The 19,812-nt window shown below is 65.1% G+C and carries 22 protein-coding genes; 10 read left to right on the forward strand and 12 right to left on the reverse strand.

The window, feature by feature from the left end:
* The first annotated feature begins 51 nt into the window (after window positions 1–51).
* The 4 genes from WN73_RS28930 (at window position 52) to WN73_RS28945 (ending at window position 4,856) form a co-directional block, all read left to right on the forward strand.
* Window positions 52–519, forward strand: coding sequence for a hypothetical protein (locus tag WN73_RS28930; protein ID WP_271555727.1), 468 nt, complete (start codon window positions 52–54; stop codon window positions 517–519).
* Window positions 520–726: 207 nt separating this feature from the next.
* Window positions 727–2,952, forward strand: a complete 2,226-nt coding sequence (locus tag WN73_RS28935; protein WP_271555728.1) for an ATP-binding protein — start codon at window positions 727–729, stop codon at window positions 2,950–2,952.
* 103 nt (window positions 2,953–3,055) lie between these two features.
* A complete protein-coding gene (locus WN73_RS28940) occupies window positions 3,056–3,685 on the forward strand; it encodes a histidine phosphatase family protein (protein ID WP_028175013.1) in 630 nt (209 codons plus the stop codon).
* Between the two features lie 112 nt (window positions 3,686–3,797).
* On the forward strand, window positions 3,798–4,856 hold the full coding sequence (locus WN73_RS28945; protein ID WP_028175012.1) for an AI-2E family transporter: 1,059 nt from the start codon (window positions 3,798–3,800) through the stop codon (window positions 4,854–4,856).
* 130 nt (window positions 4,857–4,986) lie between these two features.
* Here WN73_RS28945 and coaA read toward each other — a convergent pair whose 3' ends face one another.
* The 7 genes from coaA to hisB form a co-directional block, all read right to left on the reverse strand.
* Window positions 4,987–5,943, reverse strand: a complete 957-nt coding sequence (coaA, locus tag WN73_RS28950; protein ID WP_027543772.1) for a type I pantothenate kinase — start codon at window positions 5,941–5,943, stop codon at window positions 4,987–4,989.
* Window positions 5,944–6,029: 86 nt separating this feature from the next.
* Complete coding sequence (locus tag WN73_RS28955; protein WP_011083482.1) at window positions 6,030–6,350, reverse strand: phosphoribosyl-ATP diphosphatase; 321 nt, start codon at window positions 6,348–6,350, stop codon at window positions 6,030–6,032.
* 89 nt (window positions 6,351–6,439) lie between these two features.
* Complete coding sequence (hisF, locus tag WN73_RS28960) at window positions 6,440–7,213, reverse strand: imidazole glycerol phosphate synthase subunit HisF (RefSeq protein WP_011083481.1); 774 nt, start codon at window positions 7,211–7,213, stop codon at window positions 6,440–6,442.
* Between the two features lie 10 nt (window positions 7,214–7,223).
* A complete protein-coding gene (gene hisA, locus WN73_RS28965; protein WP_028175011.1) occupies window positions 7,224–7,970 on the reverse strand; it encodes a 1-(5-phosphoribosyl)-5-[(5-phosphoribosylamino)methylideneamino]imidazole-4-carboxamide isomerase in 747 nt (248 codons plus the stop codon).
* Window positions 7,958–8,608, reverse strand: coding sequence for an imidazole glycerol phosphate synthase subunit HisH (gene hisH, locus WN73_RS28970; RefSeq protein WP_028175010.1), 651 nt, complete (start codon window positions 8,606–8,608; stop codon window positions 7,958–7,960). The genes hisA and hisH overlap by 13 nt, the downstream gene beginning before the upstream one ends.
* Window positions 8,605–9,135 carry a DUF2628 domain-containing protein gene (locus tag WN73_RS28975; RefSeq protein ID WP_028175009.1) on the reverse strand — a complete coding sequence of 177 codons (531 nt, stop codon included), beginning with the start codon at window positions 9,133–9,135 and terminating at the stop codon, window positions 8,605–8,607. The genes hisH and WN73_RS28975 overlap by 4 nt, the downstream gene beginning before the upstream one ends.
* A gap of 64 nt (window positions 9,136–9,199) precedes the next feature.
* The gene (gene hisB / locus WN73_RS28980; RefSeq protein WP_027543777.1) at window positions 9,200–9,793 is read right to left on the reverse strand and encodes an imidazoleglycerol-phosphate dehydratase HisB; all 594 of its coding nucleotides are present in this window, start codon (window positions 9,791–9,793) and stop codon (window positions 9,200–9,202) included.
* A gap of 241 nt (window positions 9,794–10,034) precedes the next feature.
* On the opposite strand from hisB, the gene hslV reads away from it, so the two are divergent.
* The 5 genes from hslV to WN73_RS29005 all read left to right on the forward strand — a co-directional run bounded on the left by hslV (window position 10,035) and on the right by WN73_RS29005 (window position 14,579).
* On the forward strand, window positions 10,035–10,595 hold the full coding sequence (hslV, locus tag WN73_RS28985; RefSeq protein WP_011083476.1) for an ATP-dependent protease subunit HslV: 561 nt from the start codon (window positions 10,035–10,037) through the stop codon (window positions 10,593–10,595).
* A 181-nt stretch (window positions 10,596–10,776) separates the two neighbouring features.
* Window positions 10,777–11,262, forward strand: coding sequence for a GNAT family N-acetyltransferase (locus tag WN73_RS28990; RefSeq protein WP_028175008.1), 486 nt, complete (start codon window positions 10,777–10,779; stop codon window positions 11,260–11,262).
* Window positions 11,259–11,876, forward strand: coding sequence for a DUF2585 domain-containing protein (locus WN73_RS28995; RefSeq protein WP_028175007.1), 618 nt, complete (start codon window positions 11,259–11,261; stop codon window positions 11,874–11,876). Before WN73_RS28990 ends, WN73_RS28995 begins: the two co-directional genes overlap by 4 nt.
* A gap of 52 nt (window positions 11,877–11,928) precedes the next feature.
* Window positions 11,929–13,233, forward strand: coding sequence for an ATP-dependent protease ATPase subunit HslU (gene hslU, locus WN73_RS29000; RefSeq protein ID WP_011083473.1), 1,305 nt, complete (start codon window positions 11,929–11,931; stop codon window positions 13,231–13,233).
* Between the two features lie 221 nt (window positions 13,234–13,454).
* The gene (locus WN73_RS29005) at window positions 13,455–14,579 is read left to right on the forward strand and encodes a hypothetical protein (RefSeq protein ID WP_028175006.1); all 1,125 of its coding nucleotides are present in this window, start codon (window positions 13,455–13,457) and stop codon (window positions 14,577–14,579) included.
* A gap of 145 nt (window positions 14,580–14,724) precedes the next feature.
* Here the strand turns inward: WN73_RS29005 and WN73_RS29010 are convergent, their stop codons facing one another.
* From WN73_RS29010 to WN73_RS29020, 3 genes are read right to left on the reverse strand one after another with little or no spacing between them, the layout of a single operon-like run.
* A complete protein-coding gene (locus tag WN73_RS29010) occupies window positions 14,725–15,315 on the reverse strand; it encodes a Smr/MutS family protein (protein ID WP_028175005.1) in 591 nt (196 codons plus the stop codon).
* On the reverse strand, window positions 15,312–16,865 hold the full coding sequence (mltA, locus tag WN73_RS29015; RefSeq protein ID WP_039186448.1) for a murein transglycosylase A: 1,554 nt from the start codon (window positions 16,863–16,865) through the stop codon (window positions 15,312–15,314). Before mltA ends, WN73_RS29010 begins: the two co-directional genes overlap by 4 nt.
* The gene (locus tag WN73_RS29020) at window positions 16,843–17,550 is read right to left on the reverse strand and encodes a Tim44/TimA family putative adaptor protein (RefSeq protein ID WP_011083469.1); all 708 of its coding nucleotides are present in this window, start codon (window positions 17,548–17,550) and stop codon (window positions 16,843–16,845) included. Before WN73_RS29020 ends, mltA begins: the two co-directional genes overlap by 23 nt.
* 415 nt (window positions 17,551–17,965) lie before the next feature.
* Here WN73_RS29020 and secB point away from each other — a divergent pair, with 415 nt between their 5' ends.
* Window positions 17,966–18,451: a protein-export chaperone SecB gene (gene secB, locus WN73_RS29025; RefSeq protein ID WP_011083468.1), complete on the forward strand. Its 486-nt coding sequence runs from the start codon at window positions 17,966–17,968 to the stop codon at window positions 18,449–18,451.
* A gap of 8 nt (window positions 18,452–18,459) precedes the next feature.
* On the opposite strand, the gene dnaQ is transcribed toward secB, so the two are convergent.
* Window positions 18,460–19,179 carry a DNA polymerase III subunit epsilon gene (gene dnaQ / locus WN73_RS29030; protein ID WP_028175003.1) on the reverse strand — a complete coding sequence of 240 codons (720 nt, stop codon included), beginning with the start codon at window positions 19,177–19,179 and terminating at the stop codon, window positions 18,460–18,462.
* Window positions 19,180–19,205: 26 nt separating this feature from the next.
* Complete coding sequence (gene coaE, locus WN73_RS29035; protein ID WP_011083466.1) at window positions 19,206–19,805, reverse strand: dephospho-CoA kinase; 600 nt, start codon at window positions 19,803–19,805, stop codon at window positions 19,206–19,208.
* Window positions 19,806–19,812 lie beyond the last annotated feature (7 nt).

Genomic DNA, 19,812 nt, shown 5'->3' on the forward strand with positions numbered 1-19,812 from the left:
GCAAACCATAAGGCCCACAAGTTCCCGGACGGGCCCGGCGAGTAGAGTGTCATGTTGCGTTTCAAGATCCTGGCCTCGGTTGTTCCCCTGTTGGCGGCTGCGGTGTTTGCCCGCAGCGAGATCGGATCGGTCTCGCATCCCTGCATCGCCCTGGGCGACACCTCCGTCGAGCTGACATCGCTGTTCTGGACGGCCGGCATCCATGTCGCCTTCACCGACGATCCGACACGGGCCACGGTGCGGGTCCAGATCACCGACGATGCGGACGGTGCGGACTTCGCGGTCGTGGACGACGGTCTCGGCGCCGAGCCGGACTCCTGCCAGGCCAGTCCGCAGACCCGGCTCATCACGATTGCCGCGCAGCCGGTCGACGGCGGACCGGTGATCTACCTCTCCACCGACGGGCCGGCCGACTATCGCATCTATGTGCGCTCGAAGACGTTCTCGCAGCGCGAGGCGGCGGCGCTGATCGTCGGCGCTCACGACGGTCACCGCCCGTTGCAGGCCGCCTCGCTCTGAAGCGCGATGATTATCCCGCTTCAGAATTGGTGTCGGAGCATGATCTTTCCGGAAAACCGCTGCACACTTTTCCGGATCATGCTCTGAGGCGTTAACACCTCGTCAACCTTGTTTGGAGGCGACCCGAAAGCCTCAAGCTGTTCGCAAGGTCGGCGGGACATCGTCGCAGCGGCGAGCGCGGGGTTTTAAGAGTCGGGGTCGGTGGCGATGGGTCGGACGTTCCGGATCAAGGTGCGCATGCGCCGCTTCAGGCGGCAGCACCCCCGCATTGCCTTCGCGATCCGCTCCTTCATGATCTTCTCGGCGACGTTCGGCGGCGCTTATGGCTTTGTCTCCGGCAGCCGCTCCGAGAATTCCGGTTACGATCCCCACACCTTCGCGATCGGCGCGAGCTTCCTGTTCGCGCTCGCCTGCCTTGGCCTCGCGACGCTCAGCATGCGCCTGCGCTTCGTCAACAAGCGGCTGCGCAAGCTCGCCGCCCACAACGAGGCACTGATCGATCGCAATTGGGAGCTGAAGGAAGCCGAGGAACGCGCCCGCAGCCTGTTCGAACAGCAGGGCGACCTGATCGTGCTGCGCGATCACCAAAACCGCATCACCTTTGCCAACGACGCCTATTGCGCGCTCGCGGGACAGGCGCGCGGCGCGCTGGTCGGCACGCGCTTTGATTTCGACGTGCTGGAGCAGGGCGACAGTGCCCGCGAAGGCAGCGGCACACGCGTTCACGACCAGAAGATCGCAACCCCGCTCGGCGCGCGCTGGATCGCCTGGCGCGAGGGCTATGTCCGCCTCGACGCAGGCCAGCCGGCCGAGTTGCAGAGTGTGGGGCGCGACGTCACCGACCGCACCGAGACCGAGCGCGCATTGTCCGACGCCCGCGACCAGGCCGATGCCGCCAACCGCGCCAAATCGCGCTTCCTCGCGATGGCCTCGCACGAGATCCGCACGCCGCTCAACGGCATCATCGGCATGGGCGGCCTCTTGCTCGACACCACGCTGACGCTGGAGCAGGCGACCTACGCGAAGGCCGTGAAAACCTCCGGCGAAGCGCTGATGGCGCTGATCGAGGAGCTGCTCGACTATTCCAAGATCGAAGCCGGCAAGCTCGATCTCGACCAACGCCCCTTCGCGCTCTCGACCCTGATCGAGGAGATCACCGAGCTGCTCGCGCCCCGCGCGCAGGCGAAGACGCTCGAGATCGCCGCCTATGTCGACGAGCGCCTGCCGCTCGAGGTGGTCGGCGACGCCGCGCGGCTGCGCCAGGTGCTGCTCAACCTCGCCGGCAACGCCATCAAGTTCACCGCAAGCGGCGGTGTCGCGCTGATCGTCGAGCCCGGCATCTGGCCGAACGAGATCAGCTTCCTCGTCCGCGACACCGGCATCGGCGTCGCAGCCGAAGCGCAGCAACGCATTTTCCGCGAGTTCGAGCAGGCCGACGAGCGCGTCGCCCGCACCTATGGCGGCACCGGGCTCGGTCTTGCCATCAGCGAGCGCATCGTCAAGCGCATGGGCGGCCGGATCACACTCGCGAGCGAACCGGGCAAGGGCTCGACCTTCGAGGTCGCGGTGCCGCTCGCGCCGTCAGAGGCCCGCGCGGGGCGGACCGCATTCCCGAGCCCCGACCTCACCGGCAAGTCGATCCTCCTGATTGCCGATGGCATCGAGGCCTCGCTGATCGCGCGGCGCCTGGAGCGCTGGGGCAGCCAGACCTGCCTGGTGACCGACGCCACGGTCGCGGAAGCGCTGCTGCCGGAACGCTCATGGCACGCGGTGCTGGTCGATCGCGCGATCGGCCCTGCAATTGCCGACCGGCTGGGCGAAGTGGCCCGCGCTCATGCGCCGCAACGGCTGGTGCTGCTGACGTCGAGCTCGCGCCATGAAAAGCAGTCGGCGGCCTTCACCGGTTTTCTGGTGAAGCCGCTGCGCGCGACCTCGCTCGCCGCACGCCTCGCGCTGACCCCGGAGGTTGCCTCGCCCGAGCTTGCGCCGGAGCCTTCGGTGGAAGCCACGAGCGCGGCGCCGGCAAGGGGGCTCTCGGTCCTCGTCGCCGAGGACAACGAGATCAACGCGCTGCTGATGCGCTCGCTGCTGACCAAGCTCGGCCACCGCGTCGTCATCGCCGTCCATGGCGAAGCCGCGCTGGAATCCTGGCTCGCCGCCGGCTCGGCCGGCACGCCCTATGATCTCGTGCTGATGGACATCCAGATGCCGCAGCTCGACGGCATCGAAGCGACCAAGCGCATCCGCGCGCATGAGGCCGCCACCGGCGGCCAGCACACGCCGATCCTCGCGCTCACCGCCAATACGCTGGTGGAGGACCGCTACGCCTGCTTCGAGGCCGGCATGAACGGGTTCCTGATCAAGCCGCTCGACCGCGACAAGCTGGACGAAGCGCTGGCGGGACTGGCGGCGTCGCGGCAGCTGGCGGGCTGATCCGGGATTTACGGGAACCTCACCTCGGCTGGCAATCGCCAATTGAAGTCAGCTGCACGGTGCGTCACCATCCTCCGGGGCATTTGCAAAGAGGATGTCGCACATGAACGTGCTTTGCCGCCTCGCAGTCATTGTCCTTCTCGCTGGATTCTCCCGATACGCCGCAGCCGATACGCCGGATCTCGTCTCATCGCTCAAGCAAGGCGGCTACGTGCTGATCTTTCGGCACACTGCGACCGACGATAGCCAAAAGGACGTCTACCCCTTCAGGTTCGACGACATGAGCGCCCAGCGTCAGCTCAGTGAAAAGGGCAGGGACATGGCGCGCCAGATCGGGGCGGCGGTCAAGGAGCTCGCGATCCCGATCGGCGATGTCTACACCAGCCGGCTGAACCGCGCGATCGAGACCGGCAAGCTGATCTCCGGCCGCGAGGTCAGGCCGGTCGACGCGTTGACAGACAGCAGCAACGCCGGCGCATCGGGAATGGCAAACCCGGCCGGCGCAAATGCCAAGGCCGGCCAGTCCGTGCGACAGCTCGTCGATGCACCGCCGAAGGCCGGCACCAACACGTTCCTGGTCACCCACAAGACGAATATCGCCGATGCCTTTGGCAAGGATGCCGGCGACGTGCAGGAGGGCGAAGCTTTCGTCTACAAGGCCAGCGGCTCCGGCCCGGCCGCCTTTGCGGGGCGCATCAAGCCTGCGGACTGGAGCGCGAAGGCCGGCAGGTGACAGACCGCATCGAACCCGGCCGCCTGCGCGACGGGACGGGCGTGACTTGCCGCCCCGCCGCAGTCCTGTGATACCAACGTCCCGTAAGGAGCGACTGAAAGGCCGGCGACACGTGAGAACATCGGAAGACCGCTCATTCCTCGTCTTGCTTGCGGCAATCTCCGTCGCGTTCGGCTGGCTGCTATGGCCGTTCTCCGGCGCATTGTTGTGGGCGACGCTGCTGGCGATCATCTTCGCGCCACTCTATCGACTTTGCCTGGAAACGTTCCCGGAATGGCGCAACCTTGCCGCACTTTCCACCGTCCTCGTCGTGGTCGTCATGGTCCTGATCCCTGTGGCCGTCGTGATCGCCTCGCTCGTCGAGCAGGGAGGGGAGCTGTATCAGCGTGTTCAGACCGGGGAGATCAGTTTCGCTCATCCCCTGCAGCAACTGAAATCCGCGCTGCCCGACTGGGCCGCGTCCGTCTCGGACCGTCTGGCCGGGATTGATCTTTCGGCCCTGAAGGAACGCCTCTCGAGCCTTGTCGTCCCGGCCGGCCAGCAGCTGGCCGGGCACGCGATCAACATCGGTCAGTTGACCGTGGAGTTCGTCGCAAGCTTGCTCGTGATGCTATACCTGCTGTTCTTTTTCCTGCGCGACGGTGACGAGCTGAACGTACGCATCCGCGACGCGCTGCCGCTGCGTAGGAGCCACACCGCCGCGATTCTGGATGCGTTCACCCTTTCGGTTCGCGGGACGATCAAGGGGATCATACTGGTTGCGCTGATCCAGGGAGCGCTTGGCGGGCTGATCTTCTGGCTGCTCGGCCTGACTGCGCCGCTGCTGGCCGGCGCCCTCATGGCGCTACTTTCACTTCTGCCTGTGCTCGGCTCCGCCCTGGTCTGGGTTCCGGTCGGCCTCTACCTGCTCGTGGCAGGCGCAGTCACGACGGGAATGATCCTGCTCGTTTTCGGCACCTTCGTGATCGGTCTTGCCGACAACTTTCTCCGCCCTGTCCTGGTCGGCCAGTCAATCCGAATGCCAAGCTATGTTGTGCTGCTCGCCACCCTGGGCGGCCTTGCGACTTTCGGCGCGAACGGCTTTGTCATTGGTCCGCTCGTCGCCGCAATGTTTCTGACGGCGTGGCACATCTTCGTCGGCTCGAAAGAGCAACAAGAGGTCCGGAATTGACCCGTTACCCGGCGTGACGGTCAACCATGGAGCCCTCGCGCCTTCGATGCGTCATAGCCAAATACCTTTTGTCGGCCTGCGACAAAAGACACTCTGCCCGAACAAGCCAGGGCCTTGTCAGCCGGCGCGCTTACAGCCGCCGCAGCGCCACGCTCTCGACCACGTGGTCGGGGCCCTTCTTCAGGATGAGCGTCGCGCGGGGACGGGTCGGCAGGATGTTGTCCTCGAGATTGGCGAGGTTGGTGCGTTCCCAGATCGCGATCGCGGTGGCGGTGGCTTCCTCGTCGGACAACAGCGCGTAGCGGTTGAAGTAGGATTTGGGATTGGTGAACGCGGTGTCGCGCAGCGCCAGGAAGCGCTTGATGTACCAGCGCCGCAGCGCCGCTTCGTCGGCATCGATATAGACCGAGAAATCGAAGAAGTCGGAGACCACGGGCACCGCCTTGCCGTCGCGCGGCAGCTTGCCGGTTTGCAGCACGTTGACGCCCTCGACGATCAGGATGTCGGGCTGGTCGATCTCCACCCATTGGTTCGGCACGATGTCGTAGGTCAGATGCGAATAGACCGGGGCGCGGACGTGGCGGCGGCCGGCCTTGATGTCGGAGAGGAAGCCAAGCAGCAGCGGCAGGTCGTAGCTCTCCGGAAAACCCTTCTTCTGCATGATGCCCTGCCGGTCGAGCACGGCATTCGGGTACAGAAAACCGTCGGTCGTGATCAGGTCCACTTTCGGGCGCGGCGACCAGCGCGCCAGCAGCGCCTGGAGCACGCGGGCCGTGGTGGATTTTCCGACCGCGACCGAGCCGGCGACGCCGATGATGTAGGGCATCTTGCGGTCGCGGATGTTGAGGAATTGGCGCTCCGCGTAATACAGGCGCTGCATCGCGTCGACATAGATCGACAGCAGGCGCGACAGCGGCAGGTAGATGTCCTCGACCTCCTGCAAGTCGAGACGATCGTGCAGCGAGCGCAGCCGGTCGAACTCGCCCGGCTCCAGCGTCATCGGCGTGTCGTCGCGCAACCGCGCCCATTGCTCGCGGGTATAGACCCGGTACGGATTATACTGCTGCTCGGGTGCGCGGATATCCATGACGCCGCCTTTCCGTTGCGACTCTTTACAGCTTGAGCATGATCTTTTCGGAAAACCGCTTCACACTTTTCCGGATCATGCTCTCGTCACTCTTTACGCGAAGCTTTTTCTTCCAACCCTGACATCGAGGTTCGCTTGCCCAGCGCGGCCTCGACCTCTTCCAGCTTTATGCCGCGTGCCTTCAAAAGCACAAGGAAATGATAGAGCAGATCGGCACCTTCGGCGATCAGATGCGCGCGATCGTTTTCGACTGCTGCGATTACGGTTTCGACTGCTTCCTCGCCGAACTTCTTGGCGCAATGCTCGGCGCCCTTGTCCAGGAGCTTGCGGGTATAGGAGCCCTCGCCGCCGGCCGCGGCGCGGGCGTCGATGGTCTCGGCCAGATCGTGGATCGTGAAACGCGGCATCGGAACTACTCGGAAACACACTTGGCAGCACACCTGGCCACGGCGGCCAAGCCCAACGGCCTATGTAGCATTTTCAGGAGCGGGAGTCGTCAGGCATCCAGGCGCATGGGCAGGCCGCGCCGGGCCATGTGCTCCTTGGCCTCGCGGACGGTGAATTCCCCGAAATGGAAGATCGAGGCCGCCAGCACCGCCGTGGCGTGTCCGTCGCGGATACCGTCGACGAGGTGGTCGAGATTGCCGACGCCGCCCGAGGCGATTACGGGAACGGGAATACTGTCGGCGATCGCCCGAGTCAGCGGGATATCGAACCCCTGCCTTGTGCCGTCGCGGTCCATCGAGGTCAGCAGGATTTCACCGGCGCCGAGCGAGACCACTTCCTGGGCATATTCGATGGCGTCGATGCCGGTCGCGTTGCGGCCGCCATGAGTGAAGATCTCCCAGCGGTCACCACCCGGGCGCTTGACCCGCTTGGCATCGATCGCGACCACCACGCACTGCTCGCCGAATTTTTCGGCCGCTTCCTTGACGAACTCGCGCCGCGACACCGCGGCGCTGTTGATCGAGACCTTGTCCGCGCCGGCGCGCAGCAACGTCTTGATATCGTCGACCTCGCGCACGCCGCCGCCGACGGTCACAGGCATGAAGCAGGCCTCCGCCGTGCGGCGGACCACGTCGAGCATGATGCCGCGGTTCTCATGGGTCGCGGTGATGTCGAGGAAGGTGAGCTCATCGGCGCCGGCGGCGTCATAGGCGATCGCGGCTTCGACGGGGTCGCCGGCATCGCGCAGGTCGACGAAATTGACGCCCTTGACGACTCTTCCGTCCTTGACGTCGAGGCAGGGGATCACGCGCACCTTGAACATCGGATGTCTCCTAGGCGGCGCGCGCGTTGCGGATCAGGGTGAGGGCGGTGGCGGGATCGAGCCGGCCGTCATAGAGCGCGCGGCCGGCGATCGCGCCGGCGAGCTTTTTGGCGCGCGGCGTCAGCATCGCCTTGACGTCGTCGATCGAGGCAAGGCCGCCGGAGGCGATCACCGGGATGGAGATGCTGTCGGCCAGCGCGATGGTTGCGTCCAGGTTCAGGCCCTTGAGCAGGCCGTCGCGCGCAATGTCGGTGAAGATGATGGCGGCAACGCCGGCATCCTCGAACCGCTGCGCGATCTCCAAAGCAGTCACCTGCGAGGTCTCCGCCCAGCCCTCGACCGCGACCTTGCCGTCGCGGGCGTCTAACCCGACCGCGACGCGGCCGGGGAATTTCTTGGCCGCAGCCTTCACCAGTTCAGGATCCCGCACCGCGGCGGTGCCGATGATGACGCGGGTGATGCCCTTGGCGAGCCAGGCTTCGACGGTCGCGAGGTCGCGAATGCCGCCGCCGAGCTGCACCGGGATCTTGATCGTCTTCAGCATCGCCTCGACAGCCTGCGCGTTCACCGGCTTACCGGCAAAGGCACCGTCGAGATCGACGACGTGGAGATACTCAAACCCCTGCTCGGCAAAGCTCTGCGCCTGCGCCGCGGGATTGAGGTTGAACACGGTCGCGCGCGCCATGTCGCCTTGCTCGAGGCGCACGCACTGGCCGTTCTTGAGGTCGATCGCGGGGAAAAGAATCACGGCTTCCATCGCAAAAAGTTCGAGATCAGAGCGAGGCCAAAACGCTGGCTCTTCTCGGGGTGGAATTGCGTGCCGATGGCGGTGTCCTTCGCGACGATCGCGGTGACAGGCCCGCCATAGTCGGCGCGCGCGAGCACGTCCGCCTCATTGGCGGCGTTGAGGTGGTAGGAGTGCACGAAATAGGCGTGCTGGCCCTTGGGGCCGAGCGGCAGCTTGTTCAGCACCGGGTGCTCGCGCAGCACGTCGAGCGTGTTCCAACCCATGTGCGGGATCTTCAGGCTTTCGTCGCGCGGCGCGATCTTCTCGACGTCGCCGCCGATCCAGTTCAGGCCCTGCGTGATGACATGCTCCTTGCCGCGGGTGGCGAACAGCTGCATGCCGACGCAGATGCCGAACATCGGCCGCGCCTTGACCCGCACCGCTTCGGTGATCGCCTCGACCATGCCGTTGACGGCGTCGAGGCCGCGCCGGCAATCGGCGAAGGCGCCGACGCCCGGCAGCACCAGGCGATCGGCGCCGTAAGCCTGATCCGGATCGCTGGTGACGAAGACCTTTTGCGGGTCCTCCAGGCTGCGCGCGGCGCGCTCGAAGGCTTTCGCGGCGGAATGCAGATTACCGGAACCGTAATCGATGATGGCGATGCTCATCTTGACCCTCCCGGTTCTGGAAACAAACCAATGATGCCGCCGGCCGGAATTGGCGGCGGGTTCGAGAATTGCTGGCCCGGCGTATTGCGGGTCGGCGGCGGGCCGCCGCGATCGACGGCCCATTGATCGTTGACGATGCCGTGCTGCTTCTGGCTCCAGCGCTCGAAGAAGCGGCGCTCGGCGGTGTCCTCGTCGTCGGAGATGACGATATCGAGCTGCCGCCACTTGCCGCGCGACAGTGTCCAGCGCCGCAGGCTGGAAGCCTCGAACCCCATCAGCACCGCAACGATCATATTGGCGAAGAAGATCGAGCTGCGGCCGACGCCGAGGCGGTGCAGTCCGGCATCGAACGCAGCCAGGAAGACGATCCAGCCGATCAGCGCCAGCCATAGCCGATTCCACAGCAGCCAGATCGGGCCGAAGATCATCGCCCAGAAATGGAAGCCGTCGCGCACGAAGACGAACTTGTCGGTCGCGCGCAGATCGGCTCCGGCAGGGGAGGGAGCATGAACTGTGTAGACAGGCATGGTGATGCCCCGTTCTCAAGAATTCAGTGATGCCGCCGGCGTCGTTTCGTAACCGACGGAGATGTCAGCCGCCGAGCGAGCCCTTGGTGGACGGGATTTCACCCGCCGCCTTCGGATCGATCGCAACCGCCGCCCGCAGCGCCCGCGCCAGACCCTTGAAGCAGGACTCGGCGATATGGTGGCTGTTATCGCCATATAGGGTCTCGACGTGGAGAGTCACGCCGGCGTTCATGGCGAAGGCCTGGAACCACTCGCGCACGAGCTCGGTGTCGAACTCGCCGATCTTGTCGCGGGGGAAGTCGACCTTGAACACCAGGACCGGGCGGCCCGAGATGTCGATCACGACGCGCGACAGGGTCTCGTCCATCGGCATGTGCACGCCGGCATAGCGGGTGATGCCCGCCATGGTGCCGAGCGCCTGCTTGACCGCCTGGCCGAGCGCGATGCCGGTGTCTTCGGTGGTATGGTGATGATCAATGTGCAGGTCGCCGACCGCCTTGACCGTGAGGTCGATGCGGGAATGGCGGGCGAGGAGATCGAGCATATGGTCGAAAAAGCCGATGCCGGTCGCGATATTGGACACGCCGGTGCCATCGAGGTTCACGGTGACCTCGATATCGGTTTCCTTGGTCTTGCGCTTGATCGTCGCGGTGCGCATCAAAACTAGCTTTCGCTTTATTTGAGCATGATCTTTGTCGGAAAACCGGTGCCCACTTTTCCGGATCATGCTCGGGGGCCGAAAACGGGGGTCTTTTAACAGCCCCATGACGCCTTCGCTACTGCGGGAACGGCTGGCCGGGCGTCTACTTCTGCCTATGGTGAGCGAAATTGGGGCCGGAGCGGCCCGTTGTGCCCTCGCCCCCGACCGCCTAAATCAGCCCGGACAACGAGGATCATTCATGCAGGATTCCCAGAAAAGCTCGCCGGGCTGGCACGGCACCACGATCTTGACGGTCCGCAAGGGCGGCAAGGTGGTGATCGGCGGCGACGGCCAGGTCTCCATCGGCCAGACCGTGATCAAGTCCAACGCCAAGAAGGTCCGCAAGCTCGGCAGGGGCGACGTCATCGGCGGCTTTGCCGGCGCCACCGCCGACGCCTTCACACTCTTTGAGCGGTTGGAAGCCAAGCTCGAGCAATATCCGGGGCAATTGACCCGCGCCGCGGTCGAGCTCGCCAAGGACTGGCGCACCGACCGTTACCTGCGGCGGCTGGAGGCCATGATGATCGTGGCCGACAAGGACGTCTCCCTGGTGCTGACAGGCACCGGCGACGTGCTCGAGCCCGAGGCCGGCGTGATGGCGATCGGCTCCGGCGGTAACTATGCACTGGCGGCCGCGCGGGCCCTGCTCGACACCGACAAGGACGCCGAGACCATCGTCCGCCGCTCCCTCGACATCGCCGCCGACATCTGCGTCTACACCAACCGCAATGTGACCATCGAAAGCCTGGCGACCGGCTAGGGCTGTGATTGAACAGCGGAGCTCAGGACTGGCTGTAACCTCTCCCGCTTGCGGGAGAGGTCGCGCCAAAGGCGCGGGTGAGGGCTCCCTCCCCTTGGGGGCTGTCCCGTTGCGGAAGCACCCTCTCCCAAACCCTCTCCCGCAAGCGGGAGAGGGAGTGCAGCTCCGCCATGGTCGCTAGATGACCCAAAGCTACACCTTCCGCCCGATGACTGCGGCCGACCTGCCGCTGATCCGGCGGTGGCTGGGCGAAGCGCATGTGCGGGAATGGTGGGGCGATCCGGGCGAGCAGTTTGCGCTGGTCAGCGGCGACCTCGATGAGCCGGCGATGGACCAGTTCATCGTGTTGGCCGGCGACAAGCCGTTCGGCTATCTTCAGTGCTACCGCCTGACCGCCTGGAATACGGGCTTCGGGCCGCAACCGGAGGGCACGCGTGGGATCGATCAGTTCATCGGCGAAAGCGACATGATCGCGCGCGGCCACGGTTCGGCCTTCATCCGCCAATTCGTCGACGAGCAGCTGCGGCAAGGCCTACCGCGCGTCGTCACCGATCCAGACCCGCTCAACTCGCGTGCCGTACGCGCCTATGAGAAGGCGGGCTTCGTCCGCGACCGCATGGTCGAGACGCCGGACGGGCCGGCGCTGTTGATGGTGCGCGAGCCATGACGCTGGCAACCACGCACGAAAGCAAAGCCGCGGTGCCGGCATTCGCCTGGGTCGGCATCGCGCTGTTGCTGCTGGCGCTGCAGGCCTCGATCCTGTTCGCGATGGGCCGGGTGCCGATCTGCACCTGCGGCTATGTCAAGCTGTGGCACGGCGTGGTGAACAGCTCGGAGAACTCCCAGCACATCGCCGACTGGTACAGCTTCTCGCACGTCCTGCACGGCTTCCTGTTCTACGGATTGACCTTTCTGCTGTTCGCGCGCCTGCCGTTGCTGCCTCTGTCGTGGCCGGCGCGGCTGATCGTCGCCATGCTGATCGAAGGCGCCTGGGAGATCGTCGAGAACTCGCCATTCATCATCGAGCGCTACCGCGCCGGCACGATCTCGCTGGACTATTTTGGCGACAGCATCGTCAATTCGGTCTCTGACAATCTGGCCATGGTGCTGGGGTTCCTCGCCGCACGCGTTCTGCCGGTCTGGGTCACCGTGATGATCGGGCTCGCCTTCGAGATCATGCTGGCGCTCCACATTCGCGACAATCTGACGCTCAATATCCTGATGCTGATCCATCCGATCGAGGCCGTGAAGCAATGGCAATCGGGGCCGCCGATCATCTGACGGCCGAAAAAGCGACTTGTCCCGGCCCGCATCTGACCCTAGCTAAGGTCCCATGACAGACTTCTCCCCCCGCGAAATCGTTTCCGAACTCGACCGTTTCATCGTCGGCCAGACCGACGCCAAGCGCGCCGTCTCGATCGCGCTGCGCAACCGCTGGCGGCGGCAGCAGCTCGAAGGTTCCTTGCGCGAGGAGGTGCTGCCGAAGAACATCCTGATGATCGGCCCCACCGGCGTCGGCAAGACAGAGATCGCGCGGCGACTGGCCAAGCTTGCCAATGCGCCGTTCCTGAAGGTCGAGGCGACGAAGTTCACCGAGGTCGGCTATGTCGGCCGCGACGTCGAGCAGATCGTGCGCGATCTCGTCGAGGTCGCGATCGCCCAGGTGCGCGAGCGCAAGCGCAAGGACGTGCAGGCGCGCGCCCAGCTCGCCGCCGAGGAGCGCGTGCTCGACGCCCTGGTCGGCGCCAATGCGAGCTCGGCGACGCGGGAATCCTTCCGCAAGAAGCTGCGGGCGGGCGAACTCAACGACAAGGAGATCGAGATCGAGACGCAGTCCTCCGGCGGCGGCATGCCGATGTTCGAGATTCCGGGCATGCCGGGCGCGCAGATGGGCGCGATCTCGATCGGCGACATCTTCGGCAAGCTGGGCGGCCGCAGCAAGACCCGGCGGCTCACGGTGGAAAGCTCGCACGAGATCCTTATCAACGAGGAATCCGACAAGCTGCTGGACACCGAGCAGCTGACGCTGGAAGCGATCAGCGCGGTCGAGAACAACGGCATCGTGTTCCTGGACGAGATCGACAAGATCTGCGCCCGCGACGGCCGCGTCGGCGGCGACGTCTCGCGCGAGGGTGTGCAGCGCGACCTGCTGCCGCTGATCGAGGGTACCACGGTCTCGACCAAGCACGGCGCGGTGAAGACCGACCACATCCTGTTCATCGCCTCCGGCGCCTTCCACGTCGCCAAGCCGTCGGACCTGTTGCCGGAATTGCAGGGCCGCCTGCCGATCCGCGTCGAGCTCCAGGCGTTGACCCGTGACGACATGCGCCGCATCCTGACCGAGCCCGAGGCCTCGCTGATCAAGCAATATGTTGCCCTGATGCAGACCGAGGGCGTCACGCTCGACATCACCGACAACGCCATCGACGCGCTCGCCGACGTCGCGGTCGCCGTCAACTCGACCGTCGAGAACATCGGCGCGCGGCGGCTCCAGACCGTGATGGAGCGGGTGCTGGACGAGATCTCCTTCACCGCCCCCGACCGCAACGGCGAGACCATCCGGGTCGATGCCGATTTCGTACAGAAGCACGTCGGCGACCTCGCCAAGAACGCCGATCTGAGCCGGTTTATTTTGTAATTCCGGGCTTGTCCGCTATCTATCCGCCGTCGTCCTGGCGAAAGCCAGGACCCATTCCACCAGCGGATATTGTTGAAGCAAGATGGCGGCTCTGATCTCGGCTCAAACGACCTGCGGTGGTTATGGGTCCCGGATCTGCGCACGCTCCGGACAACGCTGCGCGTTGGCACGAGCTCGCTTGTCCGGGACGACGGCGGGGGTTGACGCGCGTCGAGTGCCACATGCTCGCTAACCTCCAGAAAAACCCCTGGCGCCTGCTGCTCGCGATCAACGCCGTGGTCCTTGTCGGCGTGTTCGTTCACAAGATCCAGCTGCCGCCCTACGTCCCCTACATCCACCTCCTCGTCGACTACCATTTCGGCTTCATCAAGCGCGCGCTGATCGGGGCGGTCGTCGCGCTGTTCACGACGAAGGTGCCGGTCTGGCTGGTGTTCGCACTCGGCGGCATGACGTGGCTGGTGACGCTGGCGCTATTCGCAAGGTTGTTTCAAAAGACCTTCGGCTTTGCCGCGAAGACGCTGCCGCTGTTCGTGTTCATCGCGGGCTCGCCGTTCTTCCTGAAGAACTTCATGCACACGCTCGGTCATTTCGACATCTATGGCTGCGCGCTGACGATCATCCTGCTGCTGATGCCGGCGGGCTCATTGCTGTTCGTGGCGACGGCGGCGCTGTTCTCGATCGTGCTCGTGCTGATCCACCACATCCATCTCTTGATGTACGTGCCGACCATCATCGCCATCGTCGTGATCAGGCACTATCTCGCCTGCGGCTGCAATCGCAGCAACGTCGCGTTCGGCCTCGCTGCCTTCGCGGTCGTCTCCGCGCTGTTCTTCGCGGCCCAATTCCTGGGAACGATACCGATCACGGAGGCGGATTTCGTCGCGTATCTGAAGACCCGGATGGCCGATCCCTCCCGCACCGACCTCTTGCAATTCAGCTACATCTGGTACCAGCCGCTGGCGAAGGAGATTTCGGACACCTGGGGCCGCCTGCCGCACAACATCCTCGGCCTGCCGGTGTTTGCGCTCTTGATCTGGCTGCATACGCCGCTATGGCGCTATTTTGCCAATTTGATCGGCGCGCTCGCAAGCGAGACGCACCGGCGCCTCGTCATCGCCGCGCTGATCGGCGTCAGCCTCGCCTATCTCGTGATGTTCGCGATGGTGTTCGACTATTCGCGCTGGATCTCGAACTGGGCGGTCTGCATGTTCCTGATCCTGCATGCGGTGAAGATGCTGCCGGCCAAACAGGAAACCCCGCTGATCTCGGCCGGGGATCGCAACACTGACATCTTCGGCCTGGTCATCACGCTGATCCCGCGCGTCGGAATCGTCCGGCCGTTCTAGGGAGGTGCGCTCCCTCTCCCGCTTGCGGGGGAGGGCTGGGGTGGGGGTGTCACCGCAGCGGGATTCCCCAAGACGAAAGAACCCTCACCCGCCGCGCTCTTCGAGCGCGCCGACCTCTCCCGCAAGCGGGAGAGGTGTAGAACCGCTAAAATCTCGCCCGCCTGATCCGCACGTAAAGCGCGCCCTCGCCGCCATGGCCAATATGCGCCGTCTCGAAGCCGACGACGAAGGCGCGGAATTCCGGCAGGCTCAGCCATTCCGGTACCTGCCGGCGGAGCACGCCGCTTTCGCCGCCGCTCCGGCCCTTGCCGGTGATGACGAGCACGAAAGTCAAGCCGTCGTGATGGGCGCGGTGCAGGAAACCGGTCAAGGCGCGATGCGCGCGCGTCTGGGTCATGCCGTGCAGATCGAGCCGCGCCTCGATCTCGCTGCGGCCGCGCGACAGCTTTGTGCGCTCGCGCTTGCCGAGCGGCGCCAAAGGCGGGACGGACGGCTTGGCGGCACGCGGCGCCGGCGCCGCAGCAATCGGACGTGGCGACGGCGCAGGTCGCGTGGCCGGCGCAGCGGGTGATGGTTCTGGTCGCGGCGCGGGATGCGCCTTCGGCGCACGATGCTTCCTCAGCGGCTTGACCTGTTTTGCGACCGTATCCCACAGCTCGCGCTCATCCTCGCTCAGCGCGCGGCGGCGCGGCGAGGGGCGAGGCTCCAGCACGGGCGGACGGGACGATCGTTTCATTGCTGCCGATGGGAACGATTTTTCACCGGCCGCCGCAGCTCTTGAACAGGCTCGATCACGGGACGCGGCACCGGCAACGGGACAGGGCTGGCGACAGCGACCGTCTCACCCTTGCCTGGCGCCACGGCTGCGGCCGGAGCCGCCGGCTTGGCCTGATCCTTAGCAGGTTCGGTTTGCGGAAACAGCTTTGCAATCTTCTCCGAGGGCCGCGGATCCGGCACCGGCAGCCGCGCCGCGCGTGGCGTCGGATCGAGGCTCTTCGGCACCAGCATCACGAAATGCATGGGATGGCGCAGTCGCCCCGAGACGCGGCCGGCATCCGCGCCGGCGCCGAAATAGAGATCGGCGCGCGCGGGACCGATGATGGCCGAACCGGTGTCCTGCGCGATCATCAGCCGATGGAACGGCGTCTTGGAGCGCTCGGAGTCGATCGGCAGCTCGCCCTCGATGAAGAACGGCGTACCATAGACATGCAGCGATTTATCGACCGCGATCGAGCGGCCCGCCGTCAGCGGGATGCCCTGCGCGCCCACCGCCTCGTCCTTGTCCGAGAGATTGACCTCGCGGAAGAAAATGTAGGCGCGGTTCTGGCGGCGCAGCTCCTTGGCGCCATCGGGGTTCTGCGCCATCCATTCCCTGATCTTCTGCATCGACATCTCTTCCTTCGGAATGATGCCGCGCTCGATCAGGATGCGCCCGACGGCCGTGTAGGGGTAGCCGTTATAGGCGTCATAGTTGAGCCGGAGCGTCGTGCCGTCGTCGAACTTGATCCGCGCCGAGCCCTGGATCTGCGCGAACAGGAGATCGGTCGGGTCCTTCAGCCAGGCGATCTCGAGCCCACGGCCCGCGATCTTGCCGTCCTCGATCTCGCCGCGGTCGTAATAGGGCACCAGCTTGCGGCGGCCGATCTTGCGATAGACCGGGCCCTTGTTGGGCAGGCTGACCGAATCCTGCTTGTAGCCGCGCACGAAGAGGTTCGAAGGCCGGCGATAGACCGGGACATTGTAGACGTCGGTCTGCGTCCGCGATCCCTCCAGCACCGGCTCGTAATAGCCGGTGACGAAACCGTCGGGCTCGCCGAGGCGCGAAATGCGCAGCGGCGCAAAATTCTCCTCGAAGAAGGTTTTGGCCTTGGCGTCGTCGCTGAGCTCGAGCGATTTGGCGGCCCGGCACGGTTCGCTCAGCGATGCCCCCAGCGCCTTGTATTCACTCTTGGGCTCGGGAGCGCCGGTCTGCGCGTTGATCGACCGGCAGCTCGCGCGGAACGTCTTGTAGGCTGCGAGATGATCGTCATCGCTCCAGCCTTTCACATCGGCCCAGGCCAGCGGCAGGTATTGCGCGCCTGATATCTCGAACGGCAGGGGGAGCTGCGGATAGGGCAAGGCCCGCGGCGGGGTGGCGGGCAATTGCGGGAGATGGTGATGGTGGCTGCGGTAGTGGCGCCGCGCCGCCTCGGCGCCGAGCGAAAACGACGACAGCACGACGACACCCGCGCAAAGCGCCGTCGCGCTGGTCTTCAGGAAGACCTTAATTCGCGCTTCCGGTGCCAACCAGCTTCCAGTTCGGATCGCGAGAGGTGATGTCGCGGGCGAAAGTCCAGATGTCGGTGATGTCGGCGACCGTATCGGCGCTGCCGTCGACGATGTTGCCGGCCTTGTCGCGGGTGGCCGAGATCATCTGCGAGACGAAGCGGATGGTGAGCTGGGCGGTGCGGTCGCGCAGCTCGGCGCCGACGAGTTCGGCCTTGTCGATCGAGACGAAGCGCGTCTCGGTCTTCTGCTCGTTCTTCTCGCGCTCCTTGATCGCGGCGTCGAAGCTTTCATAGACCTCCGACGACAGCAGGTCGCGCAGCGCGCGGCGGTCGCCATTGGCAAACGCCAGCACGATCATCTCATAGGCGCCGCGGGCGCCCGAAATGAAGTGGCGCGGGTCGAAGGTGGAATCCTTGTCGACGATGGCGTCGAGACCCTGCGCGAGCGCGGTGCCCGGCTCGGTCAGGCCCTTCCAGCGGTCGGAGGGCGGGGTCGGCTCGACCGTCGGCGCCAGCGGAGCCTGGTCGATCACCTTGCCCGGCATGGTCACGACGTTCTTGTCCTGAGCACCCCCCAGCGCGTTGCGGGCGGCAGTATGGTCGAACGGCGGCCGCTCGTTGCCCGTGCGCTGCCCCAGCACGCTGCGCAGCCGCAGAAAAATAAAGACCGCCAGCGCCAGGAAGATGATGGTGTAGATGTCCACGAGGTATTCGCTTTCTGGTCTTCTCTAGAAGGGGCCGCCTAGAAGGGTCGCCGCCGGGAAAATCAATCCGGCCAGTAGACCGTTCCATACGGGAACGGCAAGTCTACATCACCATTTCGGGTCCGCACGTCAGGTCCGTGGGATGTAGGCACGAAATCTTGCCCGGCCAATGGCGCCTTTTGGCACAGCACGAAGTGTAGCGCGTTTTATGCTTAAGGGGAAACCCGATCATGCCCGGAAATCGCGCATCTTCAATCGTTTAACCTGCGATTGGGCCGGGAGGCCGGAGTGAGCGTCACAGATGTGGCCGCGGCCGGGGTATCCCCCCGGGGCCGTTCGTCCTTGTGGAACGAGGCGGCCCTATGTTAGCCAACCGCCGCGAAATTCAGCCCCAATCGGGTAAGGAGAGACTTTCATGACCAACGGTAACGGCACCCCTCCCGAGGCGGCCCCGGCTCCCCAGCTCAACGTGCTGGCGCAATATACCAAGGACCTCTCGTTCGAAAATCCGAACGCGCCGAGCTCGCTCCAGCAGCAGGGCCAGCCGCCCCAGATCAATATCCAGATCAATGTCGGCGCCAATAACCTCAGCGAACAGGAATTCGAGGTGACGCTGTCGGTCGAGGGCAAGGCCGAGACCGCGGGCAAGGTGATGTTCTCGTTCGAGCTCGCCTATGCCGGCGTGTTCCGGATCGTCAACGTGCCGAAGGAGAACCTGCACCCGCTGGTCATGATCGAATGCCCGCGTCTGCTGTTCCCGTTCGCCCGTGAGATCATCGCCACGGCCGTGCGCGACGGCGGGTTCCCGCCGCTGATGCTGGATCCGGTCGATTTCGTCGGTCTGTATCGCCAGAACATGGAGCGGCAAATGGCCGCCGGTGGTCAGGCCGGCCAAGCCTAAAATCAGGCCTAACCAGCCGGATTGACGGTAACTGGAGCGGGCAAAAACTCGTTCCAGATCGCCTTGTCGCCGAGCGTTGCGATGAAGGCCCTGTGGGCCTCGCGCTCGGCGTCGGAAATCCGCGGCGCAAGCGGCGTCGGTCGCTGCCGCCGCGGCGTATCGCCAGCCGCATTGATGCGAATTTCCTCGGCTTCCGAAGCCAGCAGCAGCTGCGACTGCCTCGCCCCGACCAGATCGACATAGACCTCGGCCAGAAGCTCGGCGTCGAGCAGCGCGCCGTGCTTGGTGCGGCGGGAATTGTCGATCGCATAGCGCGAGCAGAGATCGTCGAGCCGGTTGGACACGCCCGGATGCTTGCGCCGGGCCAGCAGCAGCGTGTCCACCAGCTGCTCGCGCGGGATCGCGGCGCGCTTGATCCGGTCGAGCTCGGCATTGATGAAGCTGATGTCGAACGAGGCGTTGTGGATCACCAGCGGCGCATCGCCGATGAACTCCAGGAACGCGTCGGCGACCTCGTGGAACAGCGGCTTGGTCGACAAAAATTCGGCCGACAGCCCGTGCACCGCAAACGCCTCCGCCGGCATGTCCCGTTCGGGATTGATGTAGACGTGATACGTCTGCCCCGTCGGCATGCGGTTGAACATCTCGACACAGCCGATTTCGACCAGGCGATCGCCGCGGAGTGGATCGAGGCCTGTGGTTTCAGTGTCGAGGACGATTTCACGCATGATCAGGAGCCGTGTGGGACGGCGAATCAGGCTCGCCGCTGCGGCATCTTAACGACCTCGGCCAGGATGTGCGCAATTTGCGCCCGCACCGGTTCAAGTCCGTGTGACGTATCCACTACGAAATCGGCCCGCTTGCGCTTTTCCGCGTCGGGCGTCTGCTTGGCGATGATGGCGTTGAGCTTGGCCTCGTCCATCGTGCCCCGCGCCAGCACCCGCTCGCGCTGCAGTTCTGGCGAGGTCGAGACCACAACGACGGCGTCAACGCGCTTCTCGCCACCGGTCTCGAACAGCAGCGGGATATCCAGCACCACGACCGGCGCATTAGCGGCTTCGGCGTCGGCAAAGAATTTTTGCCGGGAGGCGCCGAGCATCGGATGGACGATCTGCTCGAGCTGCTTGATCGCGGCGGGATCGTGCACGACGCGCGCCGACAGTTTTGGCCGATCGACCTTGCCGTTCGCGGTGGTGCCGGGGAAGGCGGCTTCGATCGCAGGCGCCGCCTCGCCCTCGTAAAGCTGATGGACGGCGGCATCGGCGTCGTAGACGGGGACGCCGGCCTCCGCGAACAATTTCGCGGTGGTCGATTTGCCCATCCCGATCGAGCCGGTCAGTCCCAGGATCCGCATCAGCGCA

Origin of the sequence: Bradyrhizobium sp. CCBAU 45394 (genome assembly GCF_028128655.1) — a bacterium.
In the GTDB taxonomy this organism is placed as follows: Bacteria; Pseudomonadota; Alphaproteobacteria; order Rhizobiales; family Xanthobacteraceae; genus Bradyrhizobium; species Bradyrhizobium diazoefficiens.